Below are 25,192 nucleotides of genomic sequence, written 5' to 3' on the forward strand. Positions count from 1 at the left end.
CTGAGGTTGACTTGGAGGGCGCAAGCGCCTACCCGCCCGGTTCCACCACCAGCGAGATCCCATGCCAGCCTCTTCCCGTCCCGCTCTCGTCGAGGGCCTGAAACCTCTGGCCGAGAATTACGACCTCATCCTGTGCGACGTGTGGGGTGTGCTGCACAACGGCGTGAAGGCCTACGAGGCCGCGGGCGACGCGCTCACGCGCTTCCGTTCGAAGGGGGGACGCGTCGTTCTCGTTTCGAATGCTCCGCGCCCCGGCGCCTCGGTCGGGACGCAGCTCGACGGGTTCAAGGTTCCGCGCACCGCCTATGACGCCATCGTCACCTCGGGGGACCTCACGCGGTTCGCCATCGCGGAGCGGCTCGACAAGGTCGTCTCCCACATCGGCCCGCCCCGCGACATGCCGATGTACGACGGCCTCGCCGTGCGCTTCGGCTCCATCGAGGAGGCGGATTACGTGGTCTGCTCCGGCTTCGACGACGACGAGACCGAGACGGTGGAGAACTACCGGTCCCGTCTCGAGGCCATGCTCCGCCGCAACCTGCTCATGGTCTGCGCCAATCCCGATCTCATCGTGGAACGCGGCCACATGATCCTGCCCTGCGCAGGCACGATCGCGCTCGCCTACGAGGAGATGGGCGGCAAGGTGTTCTACGCAGGCAAGCCGCATGCGCCGGTCTATGAGAAGGCGCTCGCCGTCGCGTCGCAGCTCGGCGGACGCGCCATCCCCAAGGAGCGGGTGCTGGCGGTCGGCGACGCGATCCGCACCGACATCGCGGGGGCGGCCGGGTTCGGCATCGATTCCCTGCTCATCGCGCGAGGCATCCACGCGAAGGAGCTCGGGCTCCACGAGGGCGATCTCGTCTCCGATCACGTGCAGGACTGGGTGGATCGCCAGCCCGTCACCCCCACCGCCATCATGGATGTGCTCGCCTGGGAGGCGTGAGGCGCCTGCTTGACCCTGCCGCCGGTTGAGGTAGAGACCCGCTCCATGCCCTCCAACGAACCTCACGCCCCGGTGTCGTCCTCCTTCGTGGTCCGTCGCGACGGCGACCCCGTGCCCGAAAGCCTGAAGGGAGCCGTGGCGGCGATTGGGAATTTCGACGGCGTGCATCGCGGGCACCGGCACCTGCTCGACATGGCCCTGCGCTCCGGCAGGCCCGCGGCGGTTCTCACGTTCGAACCGCATCCGCGCAGCTTCTTCCAGCCCGACAGGCCGCTGTTTCGCCTGACGCCCGAGCCGGTCAAGCTCGGCATCTTCGCGCGCCTGGGTCTCGCGGGCGCCTTCGTGCTCCGCTTCGACGGCAGGCTCGCCTCCCTGACGGCGGAAGAGTTCGTGACCCTCCTCAAGGGTGAACTTGAGCTCTCCGGCGTCGTGGTCGGACACGACTTCCATTTCGGGCGTGGGCGCGAGGGAAATCCGGAACGGATGAGCGGCCTGTGCCGCGGGCTGGGGCTCGACTGCCTCATCGCGCCGGCCATCGTGGAGGGTTCGGAACCCGTTTCCTCCAGCGCCATCCGGGCGGCTCTGGAGGCGGGCGACATCGCAGCCGCCAACACGCTGCTGGGATATCGCTGGTTCGTTCGCGCGCCGGTCCGGCACGGGGACAAGCGGGGCCGGGAGCTCGGCTATCCCACGGCCAACATGCGGCTGCCCGACGATTGCCGCCTGCGGCACGGCATCTATGCGGTGCGCGCATCGGTGAACGGACAGCCGGTCGACGGGGTCGCCAGCTTCGGCCGCCGCCCGACCTTCGACAACGGCGCGCCGCTGCTCGAAACGCACCTGTTCGATTTCAGCGGCGATCTCTATGGCACGACTCTCGACGTGGAGTTCGTCGGCTGGATCCGGGGCGAGGAGCGCTTCGACGGGATCGAGGCGCTGATCGCGCAGATGGACCGGGATTCGGAAGAGGCCAGGCGGATGCTCAAGGCCGACCGGACGCCTTCGATGGTCGGTTGATCCTCATCAGGCCGTCAGCTTCAGGGTCTGAGCGGCCATGGCGTACCCGCCCATCGCGCCGTCGACGAAATGAACATGATCGCTGTGCGTCGGTGATGGGACGAAGCAGGTCATGAGGGCGGCCTGCTGACGGTGCAGGCCGTAACGGGCGATGCCTTCTTCCCGCGCCTGCCCGAGGATCCTCTCCAGCCGATCGGCAAGGGCGGGCGTGCAATCGAGCGTCATGCGCAAGCCGTCGTCGAATTTGCGGAAATCGGTGTTCTCGACAAGTTGATCCCTGTAGAGGGCCGGATCGAACCCGCCGACCGGGCGTCCAGTCTTGAAGATGAAGTATGCAGCGAGGCGATCGGCCGCCAGTCTGACCTTTGCGGCGAGGGCTCCGCGCTTGATCGTCTTGGCTTCAACGGCAAATCCGGTGAACGGCCCGGCGAGCCCGGGGCCATTGTCGGGAACAGGCCTGCGGGCTTCCTTTGGATTGTCCGCCAAGGCGAGGATCTCGGCGGCGAGCCTGCTGAAGGGGGCGGGATCGCTGCCCGAGGCAGGAATCACGATCAATGAGAGAATGACGCCCCGTTCCGAGCGAAGCTCGTTGAAGCGGCAGGAAAGGCCCGTCAGGTCAGGCATCGTCCCGGTGGGGGCGGGCGGCACCGCGAAAGCGCCTTCCTTCATCCGGCGCTCGGCGAAGCTGAGCCCGCCTCCGGAGAACATGGCGTAGGTCACGTCATGGGAGGCAGCAAACCGCGCGATGCGCACGTCATGGCCCTCGGCTCTGAGAGTCGAGACTGGCACGAGGGCAGCGCGCAGTTCGAAACCAAAGGCATCCCGCGCCCATGCGGAAACGGCAGCCAGCACCTCGCGGGCGAGATCGGCCTGTTCGCCGGGAACGGCGAAGCTTGCGCCGTCACCTCCGAACACGAAGGGAAAGTCCTGACCGTCCAGCGTGTTGGCCATGGCGGCGATGACCGAGGCAGCCGCCACATTGACCTCCTTGTACCGTCCCGCTGCAATGCAGGAGGTGGAGTCGACGATATCGCTGAGTCCCAAGATCCAGCCGGTCGGCAAGGGCGTATAGATGACGGGATCGGTCAGGTGGGCGAATTGTTTGAAAACGGGCAGACGGGCGTAGAAGCCCGCGTCGTTCGGCGTGTCGGGTTTCCTCCGTCCGCCCGGATCCATGATGGCTAGCCCAGGGTCTCACCCTCGGGTGCGCCCCGGCCGAGATCGTCCGGCAGCGGGTCGCCTTCCGCCACGAACCGCATGGAGACCGAGTTCATGCAATAGCGCTCGCCGGTGGGAGGCGGGCCGTCGGGGAACACGTGGCCGAGATGCCCCTCGCAGCGGGCGCAGCGGATCTCGGTGCGGATCATGCCGTAGCTCGTGTCGCGCACGAAGGCGATGTGGGCGCGGTCGATCGGGTCGAAGAAGCTCGGCCATCCGGTGCCGGATTCGAACTTGCTGCCGGACTTGAACAGGGGCAGTCCGCACAGGCGGCAGCAATAAGTGCCCTTCTCCTTGGCTTCGTTGAAGATGCCGCAGAAGGGGCGTTCCGTCCCGTGCTCCAGGAGGACGCGCCGCTCCTCGTCGTCGAGATCATCCACGAGCCTGCGGAATTCCTCGGGGGAGGGGGGCGTCAGGTCGAAGCCCGCGCGAGAGCGCTTGCCTTCCGTGGTGGTCATATCTGCCATGGGTCACTCCTAACCGCAGTGGGGGCTTGCCCCATACATAGGGGGCACAGGACCGGATCACCACGCTTTATTATCCGGCCGGGCGCTGCTAAAAGGCTCCCATGCCCATGGATTTTCAGGCTCGCAGCACGGCCCGCATCCGGCCTTCGCGAATTACTGGCCCGGCCCTCGCGTAATCCGCGAAGGTCCGGGATCTTTGCCGTTCGCCTCACACACAGCCTGACTGGAGCCCCGGCCCGGGGCCGCTTGGATCGATTGACCGTCATGACCGATAGACCTGAGAGCGCCGCTCGCGACTATTCCGAAACCCTGTTCCTGCCCCAGACCGATTTTCCCATGCGGGCGGGGCTTCCCCAGCGCGAGCCTCAGTTTCTGCAGCGCTGGAACGAGATGAAGCTCTATGAGCGCCTGCGCGAGGTCCAGAAGGGCCGCACGCGCTTCGTCCTGCACGACGGCCCTCCCTATGCGAACGGCAACATCCATATCGGCCATGCCCTCAACAAGATCCTGAAGGACCTGATCGTCCGCTCGCAGGGAATGCTGGGCTTCGATTCAAACTACGTGCCGGGCTGGGATTGCCACGGCCTTCCCATCGAGTGGAAGATCGAGGAGGAGTATCGCGCCAAGGGCAAGAACAAGGACGAGGTGCCGATCGTCGAGTTCCGCCGCGAGTGCCGGGCGTTCGCCGAGAAGTGGATCGACGTGCAGCGCGAGGAGTTCAAGCGCCTCGGCATCGGCGGCGACTGGGCGCATCCCTATCTCACGATGAGCTACGACGCGGAGGCGCAGATCGCCCGCGAGATCATCAAGTTCGCGACGAGCGACCAGCTCTACCGCGGCTCGAAGCCGGTCATGTGGTCCTCCGTCGAGCGGACCGCGCTCGCCGAAGCCGAGGTGGAATACCACGAGAAGACCTCCACCACGATCTGGGTGAAGTTCAAGATCACCAACACGCTCGATGGCGATCTCGAAGGCGCGTCCGTGGTCATCTGGACGACGACCCCCTGGACGATCCCGGCGAACCGCGCCATCGCGTATGGCGAAACCATCGGCTACGGCCTCTATACCGTCACCGAAGCCGCCGAGGACAACTGGGCGAGGGTGGGCGATCGCCTCGTCCTGGCCGACAAGCTCGCGCCCGACGTGTTCGCGGCGGCGCGCGTTGCCGGATACGAGCGCGTGAAGGACGTGCTGCCGGTGATGATCGAGCGCTGCGCGCATCCGTTCCGCGGCCTCGAGGGGGCGGACGGCTTCTGGGACTACCCGGTGCCGATGCTGACCGCAGACTATGTGACAGACGACGCCGGCACGGGCTTCGTGCACACCGCGCCCGGTCACGGTGCGGACGACTACAACACCTATGTGAAGCATCGCGACGTGTTCGCCGCCTGCGGCACCCGGGAAGTGCCGCACACGGTGGCGCCGGACTCGTCCTACTTCCCCAACATCCCGCTCTTCGCGGGCGAGCGCATCTACGACGACAAGGGCAAGGACGCGGGCGCCAACGACGCGGTCATCAAGAAGCTCGTGGAGGCCGGAGCGCTGATCGCGCGCGGACGCCTGAAGCACCAATACCCGCATTCGTGGCGCTCGAAGGGCCCGCTCATCTTCCGCAACACGCCGCAATGGTTCATCTCGATGGACAAGCCGCTCGACGACAAGGGCGACACGCTCCGCCAGCGGGCGTTGCGCGGCATCGAGAGCGTGCAGTGGGTGCCGGAATCCGGCGAGAACCGCATCACCGGCATGATCGCCAACCGCCCCGACTGGGTCGTGTCGCGCCAGCGTGCCTGGGGCGTGCCGATCGCCGTCTTCGTGAAGAAGGGCACCAACGAGATCCTGAAGGACGAACGCGTCAACGACGCCATCGCGGAGGCTTTCGAGCAGGAGGGCGCGGATGCCTGGTATGCCGATGACGGGTCGCGCTTCCTGAAGGCGGGCGGCTACGATCTGGCCGATTACGAGAAGATCGACGACATCCTCGACGTGTGGTTCGATTCAGGCTGCACCCACGCCTTCGCGCTCGAAAAGCGCCCGGACCTGCAGGTCCGCCGCCAGGTCGACGGCGGCCCGGACCGGGTCATGTATCTCGAAGGATCGGACCAGCATCGCGGCTGGTTCCACTCGTCGCTCCTGGAAAGCTGCGGCACGCGCGGACGCGCGCCGTACGACATCGTCGTCACGCACGGCTTCACGCTCGACGAGCAGGGCCGCAAGATGTCGAAGTCGCTGGGCAACACGGTCGCGCCGCAATCCATCATCAAGGAATACGGGGCCGACATCCTGCGCCTCTGGACGGCTTCGGTGGATTACTGGGACGATCAGCGCATCGGCCCCGAGATCATCAAGACGACCGCCGAAACCTATCGCAAGCTGCGCAACACGATCCGCTGGATGCTGGGCTCGCTCGCTCACTTCAGGGAGGCCGACGGGGTCGAAGTCGGCGCGATGCCGGAGCTCGAACGCTTCGTGCTGCACCGCCTGGTGGAGCTCGACGGCGAGATGCGCGAGGCCTATGCGAGCTACGACTATAAGCGCGTCGTCGCGCTGCTCAACTCGTTCATGACCACGGATCTGTCGGCGTTCTACTTCGACGTACGCAAGGACACGCTCTACTGCGATCCGATCTCGAGCGTCGCGCGCAAGAGCGCGCTCACCGTGATCGACCAGACGTTCCGCTGCGTGGTGACCTGGATCGCGCCGATCCTCGCCTTCACGGCCGAGGAGGCGTGGCTCGCGCGCTTCCCGAATGCCGAGTCCGTGCATCTCGAAACCTTCCCGCAGGTTCCGGTCGAGTGGCGCGACGAGGCGCTCGCCGAGCGCTGGGCCAAGGTGCGCCGGGTTCGCCGCGTCGTCACCGGCGCGCTGGAGATCGAGCGCGCGCAAAAGCGCATCGGCGCGAGCCTGGAGGCGGCCCCCGTCGTGCACATCGCCGACGAGGCTCTCTTCCAGGCCGTCCAGGGGCTCGACATGGCCGAGATCTGCATCACCTCCGGGATCCGGGTGATCCAGGGCGAGGGGCCCGCGGAGGCCTTCCGTCTGGAGGACGTGAAGGGCGTCGCCGTGGTGCCTGAGCTCGCCCCGGGCCGCAAATGCGCCCGCTCCTGGAAGGTCACGCCCGAGGTCGGCAGCGATCCGGATTTTCCGGACGTGACGCCGCGCGATGCGGCCGCGCTTCGCGAGTGGGACCGGCTGAAGGCGGCTGCGGAATGATCAAGGGCGAAGGCTCCCAGGTGCCGGCTCCCGGCCCGAAGGCTACCAAATCGGCCCCGCAGCGCCCCCGCGCCGCGGCAAAACCCCGATCGGCCCGGGCCCGGCCCGGGCTCTCGGCGGCTGCAATCCTCGGTTTTTCCGCGGCCCTGATCACGTTGATCCTCGATCAGGCGACCAAGCTCTACACCCTGTTCGTCTACGATCTGCCCTTGAAGGAGCCTGTGGAATTCGCGCCCTTCATCAACCTGATCGTGGTCTGGAACAGGGGCATCTCCTACGGCCTTTTCCAGCAGGACGGGGACCTGGGCCGCTGGGTCCTCATCGTCGTGTCGATCCTGGCCTCCATCGGCCTGTCCATCTGGATCCTCCGGACGCAGGCCCGGCTCCTGGCCGCATCCCTCGGGCTGATCGTGGGCGGCGCCATCGGCAACGTGATCGACCGGCTGGCCTATGGGGCGGTGTTCGACTTCATCCAGTTCCACGTCGGAACCTGGTCGTGGTACGTGTTCAACGTGGCGGACGCGGCCATCGTTGCGGGTGTGGTTGGATTGCTTTATGACTCCTTCTTCCTGGAGGGCCGGCGCAGCCGGTAACCCCCAAGCTGCCGGACAAGCTGCCTTATGTTCGCCCCAAAGAGCGATCAGGCGTTCAGGCATAAAGAGAAACAATGGTGGGTGTGCCATGACGGGAATCAAAATCACTGGGCTTGCTGGCGCTCTGGCGCTCCTCCTCGCCGCATCGTCCGCTTCGGCGCAGGAGGGCGAGGCCGTGAAGAGCCTGCTCGGCAGCATCGGCATCATCCCCAAGGAGAAAGAGCCGATCATCTACAACGAGCGCGCGCCGCTCGTGCTGCCGCCCAAGATGGATCTGCCCGCTCCGGCCGCCCCGCACGGGGCCGAGGCGAACAACGCCAACTGGCCGAAGGACCCCGATCTGGCGGCCCGCCGCAAGGCCGCCAGGGAAGCCAAGACACCCTATACCGATTCCGAGCTTTACAAGCTCAGCGAAGGCAAGCGGCTCTCCATCGACGAGGTCCGCGCCGGCCGCAATCCGAACAGCCGCGACGCCCTTCCGCAACCCTCCGGAGGCTGGGGGAAGGAAAACAGCCGCATGACCCCGGACGAGCTGCGTTCGTTCGGGACGAACAAGAAGGTCGAGCTCGAGGGAGACGGGCTGGAGCGCCGCTACCTGAGCGATCCGCCGCAGACGCTGCTGAAGGCCGCTCCCGGCGCGGCTCTCAAGGCCTCCGCCGATCCGCAGCCGATGGGTGATCCCGACAGCGCGCAAGCCTTCATCCAGCAACAGCAGCGCAGGCGATAACACATTGCCACTCTTCTTTTCTTTCAGGCGAACGGGCACCCCCGCTTCGCCTGAAAGCGTTCTTGGGGCCCCGCAAAGCCAAGCCTGTTCGCGCCCGAGGGCGCGAACCATGTCGCACCGAAAGGTGCCCTGCCTCGCTTGCGTACCAGCCCAATTGGACTATGCCCGTAGGAATCACCCTACGAAACGATTTGATGCTTCCAAGGTTGAACCGTCATGAAGACTGCCTCCAAGCCCATCCTCAGAGCCGACGCCTCGTCCTTCGGGCGCACGGAAGGCAGCGGCCCGAATCTGTCGTCCTTTACGCTCGACAACGGTCTCGACGTGGTGGTGATCCCCGATCATCGCGCTCCTGTGGTCACGCACATGGTGTGGTACCGCAACGGTTCCGCGGATGATCCGATCGGGCAATCGGGCATTGCCCACTTCCTCGAACACCTGATGTTCAAGGGAACCGAGAAGCATCCGGCGGGCGAGTTCTCGAAGGTGGTCTCCAGCCTCGGCGGTCAGGAGAATGCTTTCACGTCGTTCGACTACACGGCCTATTTCCAGCGCGTCGCGCGCGAGAACCTGAAGGTCATGATGGAGTTCGAGTCGGACCGCATGACCAACCTGCTGCTCGAGGAATCCGTGATCGCGCCTGAGCGCGACGTGGTGCTGGAAGAGCGGCGCATGCGGGTCGAAACCGATCCTTCCGCCCAGCTGTCGGAAGCCATGGCGGCTTCGCTCTTCGTGCACCATCCCTACGGCATTCCGATCATCGGCTGGATGCACGAGATCGAGACGCTCGACCGCGAGCATGCCCTCGACTATTACAAGCGTTTCTATACGCCCGAGAACGGCATCCTGGTGGTGGCCGGCGACGTCACGGCCGACGAGGTGCGCCGCCTCGCCGACGCCACCTATGGCCGCATCGCCCCGCAGGGAAAGCGCCCGGTGCGCGTGCGTCCCCGCGAGCCCGAGCCCGTGGCCGCACGCCATATCACGGTGGCCGATCCGAAGGTCGAGCAGCCCACCCTGCAACGGCTCTACCTCGTTCCCTCGTGCCGCACGGCCACGCAGCGCGATTGCTACGCGCTCGAGCTTCTCGCCGAGGTGATCGGCGGCGGCCCCACGTCCTATCTCTACCGCAAGCTCGTGATGGAGCGCGGCATCGCCGTGAATGCGGGCGCGTGGTACATGTCCTCCGCCATGGAGGACACGCGGTTCTGCGTCTATGCGGTTCCGGCCGAGGGCGTTTCGCTGTCCGCCCTCGAGGAGGCGGTTGACGAGGTGCTCAAGACCATCGCGGCCGAAGCGCTGGATTCCGATTCCATCGAGCGCGCCAAGACGCGCCTCGTCGCCGAGACGATCTATTCCACCGACAGCCAATCCTCGCTCGCGCGCATCTACGGGTCCGCCCTCGCCATCGGCGAGTCGATCGAGGATGTGCGCCGCTGGCCGGTGGAGATCGAGACCGTGCTCAAGGAGGACCTTGCCTCCGCGGCCGAGCGCTATCTCGTCGCCCGCCGCTCGGTGACGGGCTATCTGCAGAAGCCGGCTTCTTGACCGCCTGCTTGAGATCCGAGGTAAAGATGACCGCTTCCGTTGAAACCCTGTCCTCGTCCCCCACGACCGTGAAAGCCCTGACCTCCGCACGCGGCGTCGAGGCCTGGCACGTGGAATCCGACGTGGTGCCGCTGATCGCGGTGTCCTTCATCTTCGAGGGGGGATCGGCCCACGATCCCGAGACCAAGCCCGGCGTGGCGCAGATGCTGGCGCGCCTGCTCGACGAAGGTGCGGGCGAGTACGATTCCGACGCCTTCCAGGAGCGCCTGGCCGCGCGCGCCATCGAGCTGTCCTTCAATGCGGGCAACGACGCCATCGGGGGCTCGCTGAAGACCCTCGTGAAGCATGCGGACGAAGCCTTCGAGCTGCTCCGCCTCGCATTGGTCGAGCCGCGCTTCGATCAGGATGCCATCGAGCGCGTGCGCGCTCAGACCATCGCGGGCCTGCGCTATCAGCAGAACGATCCCGGCGTCATGGCCACGCGACGCTTCTTCGAGGAAGGCTTCGCCGGGCATCCCTATGGCAGCCCGACATCGGGCACGCCCGAGAGCGTGGCGGCCATCACGCGCGACGATCTCGTGGCCATGCACCGCGCCATGATCGCGCGCGGCCGGGTGAAGATCGCCGTCGTCGGCGCCATCTCGGCCGACAATCTGTCGGTGCTTCTCGACAAGGTCTTCGGTTCGCTGCCCGAGGCGAAGCCGCTGTCCGTCGTCGAAACGGTGGCGCTGCAGAAGATCGGCTCGCGCATCGTCGTCGATCTCGACGTGCCGCAATCCGTCATCCGCTTCGGCACCCCGGGCATCGCGTGGCGCGATCCTGGTTTCATCCCGGCCTATGTGCTCAATCACATCTTCGGCGGCGGCTCCTTCACGTCGCGCCTTTTCCAGGAAGTGCGCGAGAAGCGCGGCCTCGCCTACAGCGTCGGCACCTCCCTCGTGAGCTATCGCGCCGCCGCCATGACCTGGGGCTACACCGCCACCAAGAACGAGCGCGTGGTGGAATGCCTCGATGTGATCGCCGGCGAGATGAGGCGCCTCAAGGAGGAGGGTCCCTCCGACGACGAGCTGCAGAAGGCGAAGGATTATCTCATCGGCTCCTATGCGCTCGGCTTCGATACGTCGACCAAGATCGCCCATACCCTGGCGCAGATCGCCTTCGAGGGCCTCGGGATCGACTATATCGGCCGCCGCAACGCCCTGGTCGCCGCCGTCACGCAGGCCGATATCCGCAAGGCAGCGGAGCGCATCCTGGGCGACGGCCGGATGCTGACGGTCATTGCAGGGCGGCCGACGGGGCTTTGATCCCCCTTTCGAATAGCAGACCGAAAAGGAGCCCGCGGGCTCCTTTTCCATGTCGGGCGACGCTGTTCCGGTAACTTAATAAGAAGGCATCGGATCGATCCCGAAAGCGCAAGTCCACTTTTGGGTCCAATGCTCTAGCCGCCACCCGCTCTCTGCCCTAAAGTTCCCCCATCCTCATGGAACAAGTCGGAGTACCCTCATGGCCCTGCAGCAATCGATCGATCTCGCCCTGGAGTCCATCATCGGGGAGGGCGGTCTTTCGCAAGGGGTGTTCGAGGCCGCCCTCGCGGCTGTCGGCAAGGCCATGGAGCGGCTCTCGGACGACGACGCGTCCGGTCGCCTTCCGCTGCTCCACATGCCGCGCACCACGGAGGACTTGGCCTCCGTCAAGGAAGCGGCCGCCTGGCTGCGGCTGGACGCGACGGACGTGGTGTTTCTCGGCACGGGCGGCTCCAGCCTGGGTGGACAGACCCTGGCCCAGCTGAGGGATTACGCCGTGCCCGGGGCCGGCCGCTTCACCGAGAGCCCGCGCATCCATTTCCTCGACAATCTCGATCCCGTGACCTTCGACCACGTGCTGCACAAGCTGCCGCTGTCGTCGACGCGTTTCGTGTCGATCTCCAAGTCCGGCGGCACCGGCGAGACCCTGATGCAAACGATCGCGGTGCTCTCCGCCCTCGACAAGGCGGGCCTGAGGGCTCTGCCAAAGGACATGTTCCTCGGCCTGTCCGAACCGCGCAAGGATGGCGGCCGGAATGCCCTCCGCGACCTTCTCGAGCCCGAGGGCGTGCGCTTCCTGGAACATCACACGGGCATCGGCGGGCGCTATTCGGTGCTCACCAATGTGGGCCTGCTGCCCGCGGCCGTGCTCGGCCTCGACATCGGGGCCATCCGCCAGGGGGCGGCGGAGGCTTACGAGCCCTTCCGCAAAGGCAGATCCGCCGCCGATGCACCGGCGGCCCTCGGCGCGGCGCTCAACGTGGCCGCCGCCAGGGAGGGCAAGGGCATCGCCGTCACCATGGCCTATGCGGACCGCCTGGAGCGATTCACCCGCTGGTGGGTGCAGCTTTGGGCGGAGAGCATCGGCAAGGACGGCAAGGGCACGCAGCCCGTGGCCGCCATCGGCCCGGTCGATCAGCACAGCCAGCTCCAGCTTTATCTCGCGGGGCCCAACGACAAGCTGTTCACGGTGATGACCACGGGCGTGGCGGGGCAGGGCCCCCTCATGGACGAAAAGCTCGCCAAGCGCGCGGGCGAGGCGGGCTTCGGGGGCAAGCGCATCGGCGATCTCGTCGCCGCTCAGGGGCGCGCCACGGCCGATACGCTCGCGAAGAACAGCCGCCCGACCCGGCGCATCCACATCGAGACACTCGACGAACGCGCCGTGGGCGAATTGCTGATGCATTTCATGCTGGAGACCATCCTCACCGGCTATGCGCTCGGCGTCGACCCGTTCGACCAGCCGGCCGTGGAGGAGGGCAAGATCCTCGCCAAGCAGTACCTGGCGCAGGGCTAGTCACGACGCCATCCCCGGGCTCGTCCCGGGGATCCCCGTCTTCCGACGTTGCGCTTCCAAGGCGTGGATGGCCGTGACCGATCCCCGGATCACGTCCGGAGACGGTCATGACGAGGAGGGGTTCGGCTTTCCGGCTCAATCGGCAGGGGAATGACGTCGCGGCTGCTGGCAGGGGCGGGGCCCAGCCTCTATCTTCCCAGTTCCGAATCCCTGCAACGTGAAGCGCCTCATGCTCGTCCGCCGCCTCGATCCCATTCTCGTCGACCGCATCGCCGCGGGCGAGGTCGTCGAGCGCCCGGCGGCGGCCGTGAAGGAGCTTGTCGAGAACGCCCTCGACGCGGGCGCAGGCTCCATCGAGATCGCGGTCGAGGCCGGCGGGCGCCGCCTGATCCGGATCGTCGATGACGGACAGGGCATGACGCCGCAGGATCTCGAACTCGCTGTCGAGCGCCACGCCACCTCCAAGCTGCCGGACGGCGATCTGTTTTCCATTAACACGTTGGGCTTCCGCGGCGAGGCGCTGCCGTCCATCGGAGCGGTGGCGCGCCTCGCGATCACGACGCGCACGAAGGATGCCGAAGCCGGCTCCATGATCGTGGTCGAGGCCGGCGTGAAGAACCGCGTGCGGCCCGTCTCCGCGCCCAAGGGAACGCGCGTCGAGGTGACGGACCTGTTCGCCGCGACGCCCGCGCGCCTGAAGTTCCTGAAGAGCGACCGCTCCGAGGCGCAGGCGGTGGCGGAGATCGTCAAACGCCTCGCCATCGCGCATCCGACGATCCGCTTCACCCTGTCCGGCGAGCACATCACATCCTTCACCTACCCGCCGGAGGAGCCCGGCGAGCACGGCTTCCTGCGGCGCCTCTCGCGCGTTCTCGGCCAGGACTTCCACGAGAACGCCATGGCGATCGGCGTCGAGCGGGACAGTGTGCGGCTCACCGGCTTCGCCAGCCTGCCGACCTATCATCGCGGCACGTCCGCATCGATCCATTTCGTGGTGAACGGACGGCCCGTGCGCGACAAGCTCCTGCTCGGCGCTGTGCGCGGCGCTTATGCCGACGTGATGGCCTCCGACCGACATCCGGTCCTCGCCATGATGATCGATCTCGATCCGCGCGCGGTGGACGTGAACGTGCATCCGGCAAAGACGGAGGTGCGCTTCCGCGATCCCGCTTTCGTGCGCGGATTCGTGGTGGCAGCGATCAAGGAAGCGATCACGCGCTTTTCCACGCGCGCATCCTCGACGGTCGGCACGCGCACGCTGGAGAGCCTGCGTCCGCAAGGGGTGCTGTCGTCGCGTCCGGCTTACGGGCATCATCGGCCGTCGGTCATCCGCCCGTCGAGCGGCTTCGCCCATTGGCAGGCTCCCCTCGATCCCGCTCCGCAGGCCTATGCTTCCACTTCCAGTTTCGCGGAGGCGCAGGCGAGCCTGCCCGATCTCGCGGCACCTTCCGCCGACAGCCGCGCGACGCTCGTTGAGATCGAGCCGGAGATGGAGGCCGCTCCTCTCGGGGCCGCCCGTGCGCAGCTGCACGGCACCTACATCGTCGCGCAGACGCAGGACGGCATCGTGATCGTCGATCAGCATGCCGCGCACGAGCGCCTGGTCTATGAGCGGCTGAAGCGCGAGCGGGCGTCATCGGGCATCGCGCGCCAATTGCTCCTGATCCCAGAGGTGGTCGATCTCGATCCGGTGGACGCGGACCGCGTGCTTGCGGAAGCCTCCCTGCTGGAAGGCCTGGGCCTTGTCGTCGAGCCCTTCGGCCATGGCGCGCTGCTCGTGCGCGAGGTGCCGTCGGCGCTCGCGGGCGGATCCATCAGGGCGCTGGTGCAGGACGTGGCGGATGCGCTCGCCGAGTGGGGGCAGGGGGCTGCCAACCCGCTGGAGGAGCGCCTCGACGCGGTGCTCTCGCGCATGTCCTGCCACGGCTCCATCCGGGCCGGGCGCCGCCTGCGCCCGGAGGAGATGAACGCATTGCTGCGGGAGATGGAGGCCACGCCTCTCTCGGGCCAGTGCAATCACGGGCGGCCGACTTACGTGGAACTGAAACTCAGCGACATCGAGCGCCTGTTCGGGCGGCGATAGGTTCGTTGCCTGGCAGGTACTCCGATTCAGGCGGAGGCTCGCAGGCCGGCAACGTGCGTCGTCTCCTCACGCTCCACCTCGACCCGGACCCTGTCGAACTCGTCCCAGAACGCGCTGCGATCTTCCGCGACGTGGCGAAGCGCGCGCGGCCGCTCCGTCGCGTGGATGAAGGAAACGCCGAGGGAATCCTGATGGCGCCAGCACAGGCGCGCCCGGTGAACCTGGAGGTCGTGGGCGGCGATGAAGATCTCGAAATCGTCAGGCAGAGGCAAGTGGCGATCGAGGGCGATCTTCGCACCACCCGTCGAGATATCCTCGACCCGGCAGGAGATCATGGAATCGGGGCCCAGCACGATCTTGGCGAGGTGCCGCGTGCGAAAGCGCCTGGCTTGCCGTCGATTGGCGATCTGGCTGCAAGAGCCCATGGACCCGACCCGCTGAAATGGTTAATGCCAAGCCTGGTCTTAACGCTGCGTTAACTAATTTCCAATGGCTCTTTCGGTTGTCCCACATAGGACTTTTGGCCAGGGCAGCGGCCGGACGGGTTCCACGGCGTGGACGCTTACTGCTAAAGCAGGATCTGGCGCGCGAAGGCGCCCACGACGCCCATGCCCAGAAGCAGAATTGGAAACCATTTGGGGCAGGAGGTCGGCTCGTCGAGATTCATCCGCTGTCGCGCTCCCCTTCGTCTCTCGGTTGTGGAGGCGGGGGTGAGCGTCAGTACCTCCGTGAAGCCCATCCCGTTTGCCCCCACATCCAACCCCCTAAGCACCTCGGATGACGTGACGATGACACCGGGTGATTGGGCGCCCTGACCGGGAAGACCTTGCTCCCGCAGCCAGGGCGTGGGCTGTCGCGGCCTGCACGGCAGCATCTCGATGGTATTCCGTCCGACTTCGGCGTCAACGAATCTGGATGTCCGGTATGCCGCGTTGCTGGTCATCCGCTGAGCAAAGATTGGACGGGCTGTCGATCCGGTGCGCAAGGTCCTGGAGCCTCGTGCGGACCCGGAGGGGCTCCACCAAACGATGCTCTCATCTTAAGAATGCATCGGATTGATTCCAAAAGGGCAGGTCCACTTTTCACGTCCGATGCTTTAGCGAGACGGGCCCGGACGCTCCGCGGAGGCCGCCCAGAGGTTGAGGCCGCCTTCCGTCGCATGGCGGTCGATGTCCGCCAGCTCGTCCGGCGTGAACGACAGGTTCTTGAGCGCTCCGACGCAATCGACCACCTGCTCGGGGCGGCTCGCGCCGATGAGGGCCGACGTCACGCGTCCGCCGCGCAGCACCCAGGCCAACGCCATCTGGGCGAGCGTCTGGCCGCGCCGCCCGGCGATGGCGTTGAGGTTGCGGATGCGGGAGAGATTATCCTCGCTCAGGAAACTGGTTCTGAGGGACTTCCCTTCCGCCGCGCGGCTCTGCTCCGGGATGCCGTCGAGATATTTCGTGGTCAGCATGCCCTGCGCTAGGGGCGAGAACACGATCGATCCCATGCCGAGATCGTCGAGCGTGTCGAGAAGGCCATCCTCCTCGATCCAGCGGTTGAGCATGGAATAGCTCGGCTGGTGGATGATGCAGGGCGTCTTGAGTTCGCGCAGGATGGCAAGCGCCTCGCGCGTGCGCTGGCTGTTGTAGGAGGACAGGCCGACATAGAGCGCCTTGCCCTGCCGCACAGCGGAATCCAGCGCCATCATGGTTTCTTCCAGCGGCGTTTCCGGATCGAAGCGGTGCGAGTAGAAGATGTCGACATAGTCGAGGCCCATGCGCTTGAGGCTCTGGTCGAGGCTGGACAGAAGGTACTTGCGGCTGCCCCACTCGCCGTAGGGTCCGGGCCACATGCGGTAGCCCGCCTTGGTCGAGATCACGAGCTCGTCGCGCAGCCCGTGGAAGTCGTTGCGCAGGATCTCGCCGAACAGGGTTTCCGCCGAGCCGGGGGGCGGGCCGTAATTATTGGCGAGGTCGAAATGCGTGATGCCGAGATCGAAAGCCGTCCGGCAAATCTCCCGCGCAGTGGCGGCCGACTTGTCTTCCCCGAAATTGTGCCAGAGCCCCAGCGAAATCGCCGGCAGCTGCAAACCGCTTCGGCCGCAGCGATTGTAGATCATCTCGTCATAGCGGCCGTCTGCGGGCTGATAGGCCATGGCTTCCTCCGTGAATGCGTTGCGTGGCACGCTGGCACAGGGAGCATAGCTGTGTCGAGAGAGCCCGAAATCCAGGCCAGGAGCGGACGAAAGCCCTCCAGGAAGGCTCGGCCGTAGAGCGCCGCCGCCCGCGGGCGGAGATTTCAGAACCGCGTGATCACGCTGATGCCGAGTCCTTCGAACCGGTCCATGGCCATGAGGGCTGCGGGCGCCTCCTCGAGGCCGATCCTCTTGCCGACGAGCTTCCGAGGGCTGAGTTTGCCCGTCTCGATCATGGCCATCATGGCCTGATAGCGGAAGGCCTGCATGCCATGGCTGCCGAGGATTTCGAGTTCCCAGCCGATGATGCGGTCCATCGGAACGGGCGGCCTTGAGTGCTCGCCCAGCATGAGCCCGACCTGCACGTGACGCCCGCGGCGGCGCAGATTCGCGATCGAGTTGAAGCAGGTGGTGGGGTGTCCCAATGCATCGATGGAAACATGCGCGCCGCCCCTGGTGATCTCGCGCACCGCTTCGACCACGTCGGCGACCTCGCGCGCGTTGATCGTCGCGACGGCGCCCATCTGCCGGGCGAAGTCGAGCTTTTCCGGCGTGAGATCGATTGCGACCACGTTCGCCCCCATGGCGGCCGCGATCATGATCGCCGACAGTCCGACGCCGCCGCAGCCATGCACGGCGACCCAGTCGCCCGGTCCCACGCGGCCCTGGTCGACGATGGCGCGGAACGACGTGACAAACCGGCAGCCGAGGCTCGCGGCGGTTTCGAAATCGAGGCTCTCGGGAAGCGCGACGAGGTTCGTGTCGGCGTAGTCCACCGCCACGTATTCCGCGAAGGATCCCCAGGCCGTGAAGCCGGGCTGGAACTGATGCTCGCAGACCTGATGATTGCCCGAGTTGCACTCGAAGCAGCGACCGCATCCGCCGACGAACGGCACCGTGACGCGGTCGCCCTTCTTCCAGCGCGTGACCTGCTTGCCGGTGGCCAGAACCGTGCCGGCCAGCTCGTGCCCCGGCACATGGGGCAACACCACGTCGGGATCGTGCCCCATCCAGCCGTGCCAGTCGCTCCGGCACAAACCCGTCGCCTCAACCTTGATCACGACGCCCTCGGCCGACGGTGTCGGATCCGGCACATTCTGCACGCGTGGCGGCTGGCCGAATTGCTCGAAGAGAACGGCTTTCATGGGAGGCCTTTCATGCGCGAGGGGCAGGGACAGGCGGTATAGCGGGCGGGTTAGGGCGGAGCAAATCCCGACAGGCGAAATCTATCGCAGCGGAGAGGGGACTAGGCCCGATAGCGCCCGAACACAACCTTCGTCTCCCCGTAATCGCGCCGCTCGATCTCCTCGAAGCCCTCGGGCAGGGTGATCTCGACGCCCTGCGCCTCTTCCACGATCACCAGCGCATCGGGCGTGAGCCATCCGCCGTCCGCGCAGGAGCGCAGCGCCTTCGGGGCGAGGTCCCGGCCGTAGGGCGGATCGCAGAACACCACCGAGAAGGGCCCGTTGGGGGCGGCCTCGCCCATGCGCGTGGCGTCGCGGCGGAACAGGCGGGTCGCGCCGCCTGCGCCCAATGCCTCCACGTTCTCGCGGATGATGCCGCGCGCCTGCGCGCCGTCGTCGACGAAGAGCGCGAAGGCCGCGCCGCGCGAGAGCGCCTCGAGGCCCATGGCGCCGGTGCCGGCGAACAGGTCGAGCACGCGCGAGCCCTCGATGGGGTCGTCATAGCCGTGCTGGATGATGTTGAAGATCGTCTCGCGCAGGCGGTCCGAGGTCGGGCGGATGGCGTCCGAGCTCGGCCCCTTGAGCGAGCGGCCGCGCCAGCGCCCGCCCACGATTCTCATGGTTCAGCTCCCATCAGCGACGGCCGCGCGGGCCGCCCTTCGAACCGCCTTTGAAGCCGCCCTTGGACGCTCCGCGGGGACCACCCTTGAAGCCTCCGCCACCGCCGCGCGGACCACCGCGTGAAGGTCCTTCGCCGCGTGGCGGACCGCGACGCGGGCGCTCGTCGCCACCCTCGCTGCGTGCGCGGAAGGGGCGCTCTCCCGGTGCCTTGCGCGGACGCTCGTCTCCTTCGCCGCGCGCACGGAACGGACGCTCTCCCGCGGAACGGCGCGGACGATCCTCGCCGCCCTCGCGGGAGCGGAACGGACGCTCTCCCGCCGGGCGGCGCGGGCGATCGTCTTCATCGCGGCGGGGGCGGCCCGCACCGCCCTCGCGCCTGGAGCGGGACGGCGCGGCATCGCGATCGTCGCGACGGCGCGGGCGCTCCTCGCCACGGTCGGCGCCGCGACCCCGGCGTGGGGCGGGTGCCTCCGCTTCCTCCTGCGGCTGGCGCACGAGTCGCTCCACCACCACCTTCCGGCCCTCGGGCGAGGCGATGGCGCCGACGCGCTCGCGCGGGCGCTCCGCCGTAGCGGCGCGCGCCTCGCGCGGATCGGCGCCGCGGCGCGGCGCCTTCTTGCGAGGAGCTTCCTCGTCGGTCTCGCCCGCACGCCAGACGCTCTTCTTCACGTCGAGGCGTGACGGACGCTTCTTGGGCTCTTCCTCCTCGCGCTCGTAACGGTCCCCTCCGCGCGGGCGGAACGGCTTCTCGTCGTCTCCGCGGCGGCGGGGACGGTCGTCGCCGCCACGGCCGAAGCGGGCAGGGCGCTCGTCGCGGTCCTCACGCCCCTGGCGCTCCTTCGCCGAGGCGCCGAAGGGCGCGATGGGCTCGCGCACCGGGCTCTCGAAATCGACGCCCGCCTCGGCGGCGAGCGCCGCTCCAAGCTGGTCTTTCAGCACCTTCGTTCTGACTTCCTCGACCAGGCCCTGCTCGAGGTCGCCGAGCTGGAACGGGCCGAAGGACATGCGGATGAGGCGGTTCACCTGAACGCCCAGATGTTCGAGGATGCGCTTGATCTCGCGGTTCTTGCCCTCGCGCAGGCCCATTGTGATCCACACGTTGTCGCCCTGGACCCGGTCGAGGCGCGCCTCGATGGGACCGTAGTCCATGCCGTCGATGGTGATGCCGTCGCGAAGCCCGTCGAGATCGGCCTGCGTGATGTCGCCATGGGCGCGCACCTTGTAGCGGCGCAGCCAGCCGGTATCGGGATGGGCGATCACGCGGGCGAGGCCGCCGTCATTGGTGAGCAGCAGCAGGCCTTCCGTGTTGATGTCGAGCCGGCCCACCGCCACCACGCGGGGCAGGTCCTCCGGCAGGTTGTCGAACACGGTGGGGCGGCCCTCCGGGTCGCGGGCCGTGGTCACGAGGCCGCGCGGCTTGTGATAGAGCCACAGGCGCGTCCGCTCCTTGGTGGGCAGGGGCTCGCCGTCGATGGTGATCGTGTCGGCGGCGGTCACGTTGATGGCGGGGCTCTCCAGCACCTTGCCGTTGAGGGTGACGCGGCCCTCCGCGATCATGGCCTCCGCGTCACGGCGGGAGGCGATGCCCGCGCGGGCGATCACCTTCGCGATGCGGTCCTCGGCGGGCTCCTGGGACGCCTCGGCCTGGGTTTCGGGGCGTTCCTCGCGCGGGCGGCGCGGGCGCTCCTCGGCCGAACGGTCGAAGCGGCGCGGGCGGTCGTCGCCGCCACGTCCCCGGAAGGGACGGTCTCCGTCCTCGCGGCGGGCCCGGAAGGGCTTGTCGCCCTCGGGCCTCGGGCGGCGCGGCCGCTCGTCGTTGTCGCGACTGCGGAAGGGCTTGTCGCCCGCGGCGCGGGGCTTGCGCGGGCGGTCGTCCTCGCTCCGGGCGCGGAAGGGGCGTTCGCCGCCCTCGCGGGATTTGCGGAAAGGCCGGTCACCGGAGGTGCGGCCACGGTCGGAGCGTCCCGAGGAACGGCCCTTGCGATTATCGTCGTTGCTGTCGGTCATAGGAGCCTGATAGCAGAGGAAGGGAACGGAAGCGAGCGACATGAACAACGCCGACCACGGCAGGACCGATCCCGGGCTCGACAAGGACGATTCCGCGGCCGATCCCAAGGCCGATCCCATGAGCGTGGCCTTCGCGGAAGCGCGCGCGGCGGCCGCGCGCGGGGAAGTGCCGGTCGGGGCCGCGATCGTCAGGGACGGCCGCGTCGTGGCCCGTGCCGGCAACCGCCCCCGGGAGCTGCGCGACCCTTCGGCCCATGCGGAGATGCTCGCCATCCGTCGCGCTTGCGAGGCGCTGGACGACGAGCGGCTGTCAGGCTGCGATCTTTACGTGACGCTGGAGCCCTGCACCATGTGCGCGGGCGCGATCTCGTTCGCCCGCATCCGGCGGGTGTATTACGCCGCCCACGACCCGAAGGGCGGGGCGGTGGATAACGGCGTCCGCTTCTTCGACCAGCCCACCTGCCATCACGCGCCGGAGGTGTATGGCGGCATCCGCGAAAGCGAGGCGGCGGAGTTGCTGAAGGCGTTCTTTGAGGAGAGGCGCTAAGCGCCATGAGAAAGCCCGGGGCATAGTGCCCCGGGCCGGACGGCGATAAGCCGTGAGGGTTTATCGGGTTTGGTCGGTCGTGCCGGTGCGCGTGGCGGCGTCGCTCCGATCGTCCTCGACCTCGACTTCGGTCTTGCGCACCGTATCGGAGACCGTCTGCGTGCGCTGGTCGGCTTCCTTGCGCACGACCACTTCCTCCACGATCCGCGCCTCCTTGGAGACCACGGCCTCTTCGCCGCGCTCCTCGACTTCGATCGTGCGCTCCTGGAAGAGATTGTTGTTGTCGCCCATCGTGCCGGTATGCATGGATCCTTCCGCCGGACGTCGCTCGACGTGCACCCGCTCCTCGGACAGGCTGACCTGCTCCTGCACCGGCATCTCGACCACGTGCGAGCGAATGCGCACGCGGCCGCGGCTCACCTCGCGCTTGCCCACATGCAGCTCTTCCTCGGCCACCGGAATGACCTCGTCGCTTCCGCGCATCTGCGTGCGATCCTCCGACATCGTGCGGTCCCCGGCCATCGTGCCGACGTCAGGCATGCCGCTCTGTCCGGTCAGGCCAGCGTCGCTGCTCCTCCCGGCGCCGCTCATGAGCCCTGCCGAAGTCGTCGAAGCGCTGGAAGCGCTGCCGATGTCCTGCGTGCCGGAGCCGAAATCGCTCCAGCCTTCCGAGCGCCACGCCGCCTGCCGCTCGTCGAGATCGAGGACATCGTCATCGTCGAGAATGTCCACGACCCAGTCGACTTCGCTGTCATCACATCTCGCGGCCACGAGAGTGTGCCCGCGCCGAACGCCTTCGGCATAGGCGCGCGCGTCGTCGCCCGGCACGCCATTGCTCCTCAGATAACTTTCGACGCGATCGTCATCCGATCCGCCTGCGCTTGCGTCGAAGCCCGGCGACTCGTCCCAGAGCCGGTTGGTGCCCGAGTTGCTGAACATGCAGATCTTGCCCCGTGAGAGGCCGGCATCCTCAAGCCTGCTGATAATCGTCGAAGCCTGAGCGTCGCTGTTGAAGAGGCAGGTGACAGTCTTGGCCATTGGTCAAATCTCCACAACCTGCGCCGTTGCCGGCACAGATCAGATGCATTTCGGTTGGATCGGAAACTTGCTGTTGTCGCGTCCGAAAGAGATGGCGAGACGGCAGCGCACTGATCTTTCAATGGCTGCTTGGCCCGTTCGTTCCCATTGTGGCATTCGGGGATGGGAGAATTATCGCTGCTCGACCGCATCGTCCTCGTCGCCGGACAAACGTTCGACGGTGGCGCGTTGCTTGCGGAGCTGGACCGGGATCTCGAAATTGTCCGTCGCAATCGTCTTGCGGACGTGCAGCTCTTCCTTGAGGACGAGACGCTTCTCAACGACGAGAACTTCTTCCAGGATAGGAATGATGGTGACGTCGCCCTCTGTGCGGATTCCAGGCGCCTGATCCACGATCCGGTCGATCGGAACGCGCGTCACCTCGACGGTTTCGCTCTCGAGCGCGGCTCGTGCCAGTTCTTCGACGATCTCGGTCTTCGTGCTGATGCGGACCCTGCCAGTCGCGACGTCACGCTTGTCGACATGCAGCGTCTCTTCGGCGAGCGGGACGATCTCCGTTTCTGCGTCTTCGCTGCGCTGGGCCGATGAATCTGAGTCGTGCTGCGTCATGGCGAAGGACCCCCGTGTGCAGCGTGGTGAACGTGCGCTGTCAGGGCGGGTTCCTTTGAGCCGGGCGCGAGATCCGGCCGGATTGCGGCTAGGCTTTCAGAAAAGCCTGCAGCGCCTCCAGGGTCGCGCTCGGGTTCTCCTCCGCCACGAAATGTCCCGAGGTCACGCCCATGCCGTGCATCTGCGGTGCGAAGCTGCCGCGCCAGATCTCCAGCGGCTGCTTCCGGTTTCCGACGGGGCCGCTGACGAGTTCGTAGTCGCTCCAGATCAGATAGGTCGGGCACGCGATCCTTTTGCCCGCGGCGAGGTCCGCCTCGTCGGCTTCGATGTCGCGCGTGGCGCCGGCCCTGTAATCCTCGCAGAAGGCGTGGATGCGGGTGGGCTCGTTGCAGCTCTGCCGGTAGGATTCGAGGGCGCGTGGATCGAAGGCGCCGAGGTCGCCGGCTGCCGACCATGCCTTCATCAGACCCTCGAAATAGGGAATGGGATCACGGATGATCTCGTCTTCCGGCTTCGGGTAGGGCTGCGAGAGATAGCCCCAATGGGATTCCGGGATTGTCCTTGAGCGCATCTGCTCCCAGACGTGATAGGTCGGCAGGATGTCGAGCAGCGCGAGCCGCTCCACGCGGCCGGGCTGATCGAGCGCCAGCCGGTAGCCCACGCGCGCGCCGCGATCATGGCCGATCACCGCGAAACGCACATGCCCCAGGGCCTCCATGACCCGGATCACGTCCTGCCCCATGGCGCGCTTGGAATAGGTCTCGTGCCTCCCGTCGCCCTTCGGCGCCGTGGACCAGCCATAGCCGCGCAGGTCCATGCACACGATGGTGTGCGTCTCGGCAAGCGCCGGCGCCAAGTGATGCCACATGGCGTGCGTCTGCGGAAAGCCGTGCAGCAGAACCGCCGGCGGCCCCTTCCCCTTCGAGCGCGCGAAGATGCGCCCGATCTCCGTGTCGATCCAATGGCTCTCAAATCCGGGGAAGAGGTCGCTGCTCATGAAAAGTCCGCTCGCTGCATGGCAAGGAATGGGCTTTTCTTAAGCTTAGGGGAGCCGACGCGTTTGTCAGCCCCGCTCGCGCTCCACGGCGCGCCAGCCGATATCCCGGCGGCAGAAGCCTTGCGGCCAGTCGATACGGGACACCGCCTCGTAGGCTCTCGCCTGGGCTTGCGTGATCGTCTGGCCCAGGGCGGTGACGTTCAGCACGCGCCCGCCATTGGCCACGATCCTGTCCTGGTCCTGCTTCGTGCCGGCGTGGAAGACGATCACGTCGTCGAGCGCTCCGGCCTTGTCGAGCCCGCGGATCTCGGAGCCTTTCTCGACCGTGCCCGGATAGCCCCTGGCCGCCATGACGACGGTGAGTGCAGCCTTGTCGGACCAGGTCAGCGAGACGGCATCGAGCCGGCCGTCGCAGGCGGCGAGCAGCGCCTCCACGAGGTCGGAGGTGAGGCGCGGCAGAAGCACCTGGGTCTCGGGATCGCCGAGGCGCGCATTGTACTCGATGAGCTGCGGCCCGTCCTGCGTGAGCATCAGGCCCGCATAGAGGATGCCCTTGTAGGGCGCGCCCCGGGACGCCATGCCCCTGAGCGTCGGCGCGATGATCTCGCGCATCACGCGCGCCTGCAGCTCCGGCGTGAGAACCGCCGCGGGCGAATAGGCCCCCATGCCGCCGGTATTGGGTCCCTGGTCGCCGTCGAAGACGCGCTTGTGGTCCTGCGCCGTGCCGAAGGGAATGGCGTTTGCGCCGTCGCACAACGCGAAGAAGCTCGCCTCCTCGCCTTCGAGGAAGGCCTCGATCACCACCTCCGCGCCGGCCGCGCCCAGGCCCCCGCCGATCATCATGTCGATGGCGGCCTCCGCCTCCTCGAAGGACGTGGCCACGACCACGCCCTTGCCGGCCGCGAGGCCGTCGGCCTTCACCACGATGGGAACGCCGTAATTGCGGATATAGGCCTTGGCGGCTTGCGCATCCGTGAAGCGCCGGTAGGCGGCGGTCGGAATGTTGAACTCGGCGCACAGATCCTTGGTGAAGGCCTTCGAGCCCTCGAGCTGCGCGGCCGCCTTGCTGGGGCCGAAGGCCTTGATGCCGGCGGCCGTCAGGTCGTCCACGAGACCGGCCACCAGGGGCGCTTCCGGGCCGACCACCACGAAGCCGATCCCCATCACCCGGCAGAAGTCGATCACCGCCCGGTGATCGGCCACGTCCAGCGCGACATTGGTGCCGTGGTGTGCCGTGCCCGGGTTGCCGGGGGCGATGAAGAGGCGCTGGCAGAGGGCGCTGGCCGAAAGGGAGCGCGCCAGGGCATGCTCGCGCCCGCCCGAACCGACGAGAAGGATGTTCATGGCTGTGAGCCCTCCGTGACGACGGTTGGGCTCTTAG

The 25,192-nt window shown here is 67.1% G+C and carries 21 protein-coding genes; 10 read left to right on the top strand and 11 right to left on the bottom strand.

Annotated features, from left to right (window positions below; all coding sequences use genetic code 11):
• The first annotated feature begins 61 nt into the window (after nucleotides 1-61).
• Together E4K09_RS00580 and E4K09_RS00585 are read left to right on the top strand one after the other, a co-directional pair.
• Nucleotides 62-943: a TIGR01459 family HAD-type hydrolase gene (locus E4K09_RS00580; protein WP_134494226.1), complete on the top strand. Its 882-nt coding sequence runs from the start codon at nucleotides 62-64 to the stop codon at nucleotides 941-943.
• Nucleotides 944-988: 45 nt separating this feature from the next.
• Nucleotides 989-1,960 carry a bifunctional riboflavin kinase/FAD synthetase gene (locus E4K09_RS00585; RefSeq protein WP_134494228.1) on the top strand — a complete coding sequence of 324 codons (972 nt, stop codon included), beginning with the start codon at nucleotides 989-991 and terminating at the stop codon, nucleotides 1,958-1,960.
• Between the two features lie 6 nt (nucleotides 1,961-1,966).
• Here the strand turns inward: E4K09_RS00585 and E4K09_RS00590 are convergent, their stop codons facing one another.
• Nucleotides 1,967-3,136 carry a DUF3095 domain-containing protein gene (locus E4K09_RS00590; RefSeq protein WP_134494230.1) on the bottom strand — a complete coding sequence of 390 codons (1,170 nt, stop codon included), beginning with the start codon at nucleotides 3,134-3,136 and terminating at the stop codon, nucleotides 1,967-1,969.
• A 5-nt stretch (nucleotides 3,137-3,141) separates the two neighbouring features.
• Nucleotides 3,142-3,645, bottom strand: a complete 504-nt coding sequence (gene msrB, locus E4K09_RS00595) for a peptide-methionine (R)-S-oxide reductase MsrB (protein WP_134494232.1) — start codon at nucleotides 3,643-3,645, stop codon at nucleotides 3,142-3,144.
• A gap of 264 nt (nucleotides 3,646-3,909) precedes the next feature.
• Here msrB and ileS point away from each other — a divergent pair, with 264 nt between their 5' ends.
• The 7 genes from ileS to mutL all read left to right on the top strand — a co-directional run bounded on the left by ileS (nucleotide 3,910) and on the right by mutL (nucleotide 14,629).
• Nucleotides 3,910-6,858 (top strand): isoleucine--tRNA ligase, encoded by a 2,949-nt coding sequence (ileS, locus tag E4K09_RS00600; RefSeq protein WP_134494234.1) that lies wholly within the window; start codon nucleotides 3,910-3,912, stop codon nucleotides 6,856-6,858.
• Complete coding sequence (gene lspA / locus E4K09_RS00605; RefSeq protein WP_134494236.1) at nucleotides 6,855-7,451, top strand: signal peptidase II; 597 nt, start codon at nucleotides 6,855-6,857, stop codon at nucleotides 7,449-7,451. The genes ileS and lspA overlap by 4 nt, the downstream gene beginning before the upstream one ends.
• 88 nt (nucleotides 7,452-7,539) lie before the next feature.
• Nucleotides 7,540-8,178: a hypothetical protein gene (locus E4K09_RS00610; protein ID WP_134494238.1), complete on the top strand. Its 639-nt coding sequence runs from the start codon at nucleotides 7,540-7,542 to the stop codon at nucleotides 8,176-8,178.
• A 216-nt stretch (nucleotides 8,179-8,394) separates the two neighbouring features.
• The gene (locus tag E4K09_RS00615) at nucleotides 8,395-9,726 is read left to right on the top strand and encodes a M16 family metallopeptidase (RefSeq protein ID WP_134494240.1); all 1,332 of its coding nucleotides are present in this window, start codon (nucleotides 8,395-8,397) and stop codon (nucleotides 9,724-9,726) included.
• A 26-nt stretch (nucleotides 9,727-9,752) separates the two neighbouring features.
• Nucleotides 9,753-11,030, top strand: a complete 1,278-nt coding sequence (locus tag E4K09_RS00620; protein WP_134494242.1) for a M16 family metallopeptidase — start codon at nucleotides 9,753-9,755, stop codon at nucleotides 11,028-11,030.
• Nucleotides 11,031-11,229: 199 nt separating this feature from the next.
• Complete coding sequence (locus tag E4K09_RS00625; protein ID WP_134494244.1) at nucleotides 11,230-12,546, top strand: glucose-6-phosphate isomerase; 1,317 nt, start codon at nucleotides 11,230-11,232, stop codon at nucleotides 12,544-12,546.
• Nucleotides 12,547-12,775: 229 nt separating this feature from the next.
• Nucleotides 12,776-14,629, top strand: a complete 1,854-nt coding sequence (gene mutL / locus E4K09_RS00630; protein WP_134494246.1) for a DNA mismatch repair endonuclease MutL — start codon at nucleotides 12,776-12,778, stop codon at nucleotides 14,627-14,629.
• A 26-nt stretch (nucleotides 14,630-14,655) separates the two neighbouring features.
• Here mutL and E4K09_RS00635 read toward each other — a convergent pair whose 3' ends face one another.
• The 5 genes from E4K09_RS00635 to E4K09_RS00655 all read right to left on the bottom strand — a co-directional run bounded on the left by E4K09_RS00635 (nucleotide 14,656) and on the right by E4K09_RS00655 (nucleotide 20,620).
• Complete coding sequence (locus E4K09_RS00635) at nucleotides 14,656-15,054, bottom strand: PilZ domain-containing protein (RefSeq protein ID WP_134494248.1); 399 nt, start codon at nucleotides 15,052-15,054, stop codon at nucleotides 14,656-14,658.
• A 671-nt stretch (nucleotides 15,055-15,725) separates the two neighbouring features.
• Entirely contained in the window at nucleotides 15,726-16,769 is a 1,044-nt protein-coding gene (gene mgrA / locus E4K09_RS00640) for an L-glyceraldehyde 3-phosphate reductase (RefSeq protein ID WP_134494250.1), read from the bottom strand.
• 143 nt (nucleotides 16,770-16,912) lie between these two features.
• Nucleotides 16,913-17,953 (bottom strand): zinc-dependent alcohol dehydrogenase family protein, encoded by a 1,041-nt coding sequence (locus E4K09_RS00645; RefSeq protein WP_134494252.1) that lies wholly within the window; start codon nucleotides 17,951-17,953, stop codon nucleotides 16,913-16,915.
• 101 nt (nucleotides 17,954-18,054) lie between these two features.
• Nucleotides 18,055-18,612, bottom strand: coding sequence for a 16S rRNA (guanine(966)-N(2))-methyltransferase RsmD (rsmD, locus tag E4K09_RS00650; RefSeq protein ID WP_134494254.1), 558 nt, complete (start codon nucleotides 18,610-18,612; stop codon nucleotides 18,055-18,057).
• 13 nt (nucleotides 18,613-18,625) lie between these two features.
• Complete coding sequence (locus E4K09_RS00655) at nucleotides 18,626-20,620, bottom strand: pseudouridine synthase (protein ID WP_134494256.1); 1,995 nt, start codon at nucleotides 20,618-20,620, stop codon at nucleotides 18,626-18,628.
• Nucleotides 20,621-20,738: 118 nt separating this feature from the next.
• On the opposite strand from E4K09_RS00655, the gene E4K09_RS00660 reads away from it, so the two are divergent.
• Entirely contained in the window at nucleotides 20,739-21,167 is a 429-nt protein-coding gene (locus tag E4K09_RS00660; RefSeq protein WP_134494559.1) for a nucleoside deaminase, read from the top strand.
• Nucleotides 21,168-21,227: 60 nt separating this feature from the next.
• Here the strand turns inward: E4K09_RS00660 and E4K09_RS00665 are convergent, their stop codons facing one another.
• From E4K09_RS00665 to purD, 4 genes are all read right to left on the bottom strand, one after another.
• A complete protein-coding gene (locus E4K09_RS00665) occupies nucleotides 21,228-22,205 on the bottom strand; it encodes a YsnF/AvaK domain-containing protein (RefSeq protein ID WP_134494258.1) in 978 nt (325 codons plus the stop codon).
• A 171-nt stretch (nucleotides 22,206-22,376) separates the two neighbouring features.
• A complete protein-coding gene (locus E4K09_RS00670) occupies nucleotides 22,377-22,814 on the bottom strand; it encodes a YsnF/AvaK domain-containing protein (protein WP_134494260.1) in 438 nt (145 codons plus the stop codon).
• 88 nt (nucleotides 22,815-22,902) lie between these two features.
• Complete coding sequence (locus E4K09_RS00675; RefSeq protein WP_134494262.1) at nucleotides 22,903-23,811, bottom strand: alpha/beta fold hydrolase; 909 nt, start codon at nucleotides 23,809-23,811, stop codon at nucleotides 22,903-22,905.
• A gap of 66 nt (nucleotides 23,812-23,877) precedes the next feature.
• A complete protein-coding gene (purD, locus tag E4K09_RS00680; RefSeq protein ID WP_134494263.1) occupies nucleotides 23,878-25,155 on the bottom strand; it encodes a phosphoribosylamine--glycine ligase in 1,278 nt (425 codons plus the stop codon).
• Nucleotides 25,156-25,192 lie beyond the last annotated feature (37 nt).

The organism is Microvirga pakistanensis, from assembly GCF_004458765.1.
Taxonomy (GTDB): Bacteria; Pseudomonadota; Alphaproteobacteria; order Rhizobiales; family Beijerinckiaceae; genus Microvirga; species Microvirga pakistanensis.

Bases quoted from the DNA above. Each gene is read 5' to 3' on its own strand.
- E4K09_RS00580 (WP_134494226.1), top strand. From the start codon at position 62: ATGCCAGCCTCTTCCCGTCCCGCTCTCGTCGAGGGCCTGAAACCTCTG.
- E4K09_RS00585 (WP_134494228.1), top strand. From the start codon at position 989: ATGCCCTCCAACGAACCTCACGCCCCGGTGTCGTCCTCCTTCGTGGTC.
- E4K09_RS00590 (WP_134494230.1), bottom strand. From the start codon at position 3,136: ATGGATCCGGGCGGACGGAGGAAACCCGACACGCCGAACGACGCGGGC.
- msrB (WP_134494232.1), bottom strand. From the start codon at position 3,645: ATGGCAGATATGACCACCACGGAAGGCAAGCGCTCTCGCGCGGGCTTC.
- ileS (WP_134494234.1), top strand. From the start codon at position 3,910: ATGACCGATAGACCTGAGAGCGCCGCTCGCGACTATTCCGAAACCCTG.
- lspA (WP_134494236.1), top strand. From the start codon at position 6,855: ATGATCAAGGGCGAAGGCTCCCAGGTGCCGGCTCCCGGCCCGAAGGCT.
- E4K09_RS00610 (WP_134494238.1), top strand. From the start codon at position 7,540: ATGACGGGAATCAAAATCACTGGGCTTGCTGGCGCTCTGGCGCTCCTC.
- E4K09_RS00615 (WP_134494240.1), top strand. From the start codon at position 8,395: ATGAAGACTGCCTCCAAGCCCATCCTCAGAGCCGACGCCTCGTCCTTC.
- E4K09_RS00620 (WP_134494242.1), top strand. From the start codon at position 9,753: ATGACCGCTTCCGTTGAAACCCTGTCCTCGTCCCCCACGACCGTGAAA.
- E4K09_RS00625 (WP_134494244.1), top strand. From the start codon at position 11,230: ATGGCCCTGCAGCAATCGATCGATCTCGCCCTGGAGTCCATCATCGGG.
- mutL (WP_134494246.1), top strand. From the start codon at position 12,776: ATGCTCGTCCGCCGCCTCGATCCCATTCTCGTCGACCGCATCGCCGCG.
- E4K09_RS00635 (WP_134494248.1), bottom strand. From the start codon at position 15,054: ATGGGCTCTTGCAGCCAGATCGCCAATCGACGGCAAGCCAGGCGCTTT.
- mgrA (WP_134494250.1), bottom strand. From the start codon at position 16,769: ATGGCCTATCAGCCCGCAGACGGCCGCTATGACGAGATGATCTACAAT.
- E4K09_RS00645 (WP_134494252.1), bottom strand. From the start codon at position 17,953: ATGAAAGCCGTTCTCTTCGAGCAATTCGGCCAGCCGCCACGCGTGCAG.
- rsmD (WP_134494254.1), bottom strand. From the start codon at position 18,612: ATGAGAATCGTGGGCGGGCGCTGGCGCGGCCGCTCGCTCAAGGGGCCG.
- E4K09_RS00655 (WP_134494256.1), bottom strand. From the start codon at position 20,620: ATGACCGACAGCAACGACGATAATCGCAAGGGCCGTTCCTCGGGACGC.
- E4K09_RS00660 (WP_134494559.1), top strand. From the start codon at position 20,739: ATGAGCGTGGCCTTCGCGGAAGCGCGCGCGGCGGCCGCGCGCGGGGAA.
- E4K09_RS00665 (WP_134494258.1), bottom strand. From the start codon at position 22,205: ATGGCCAAGACTGTCACCTGCCTCTTCAACAGCGACGCTCAGGCTTCG.
- E4K09_RS00670 (WP_134494260.1), bottom strand. From the start codon at position 22,814: ATGACGCAGCACGACTCAGATTCATCGGCCCAGCGCAGCGAAGACGCA.
- E4K09_RS00675 (WP_134494262.1), bottom strand. From the start codon at position 23,811: ATGAGCAGCGACCTCTTCCCCGGATTTGAGAGCCATTGGATCGACACG.
- purD (WP_134494263.1), bottom strand. From the start codon at position 25,155: ATGAACATCCTTCTCGTCGGTTCGGGCGGGCGCGAGCATGCCCTGGCG.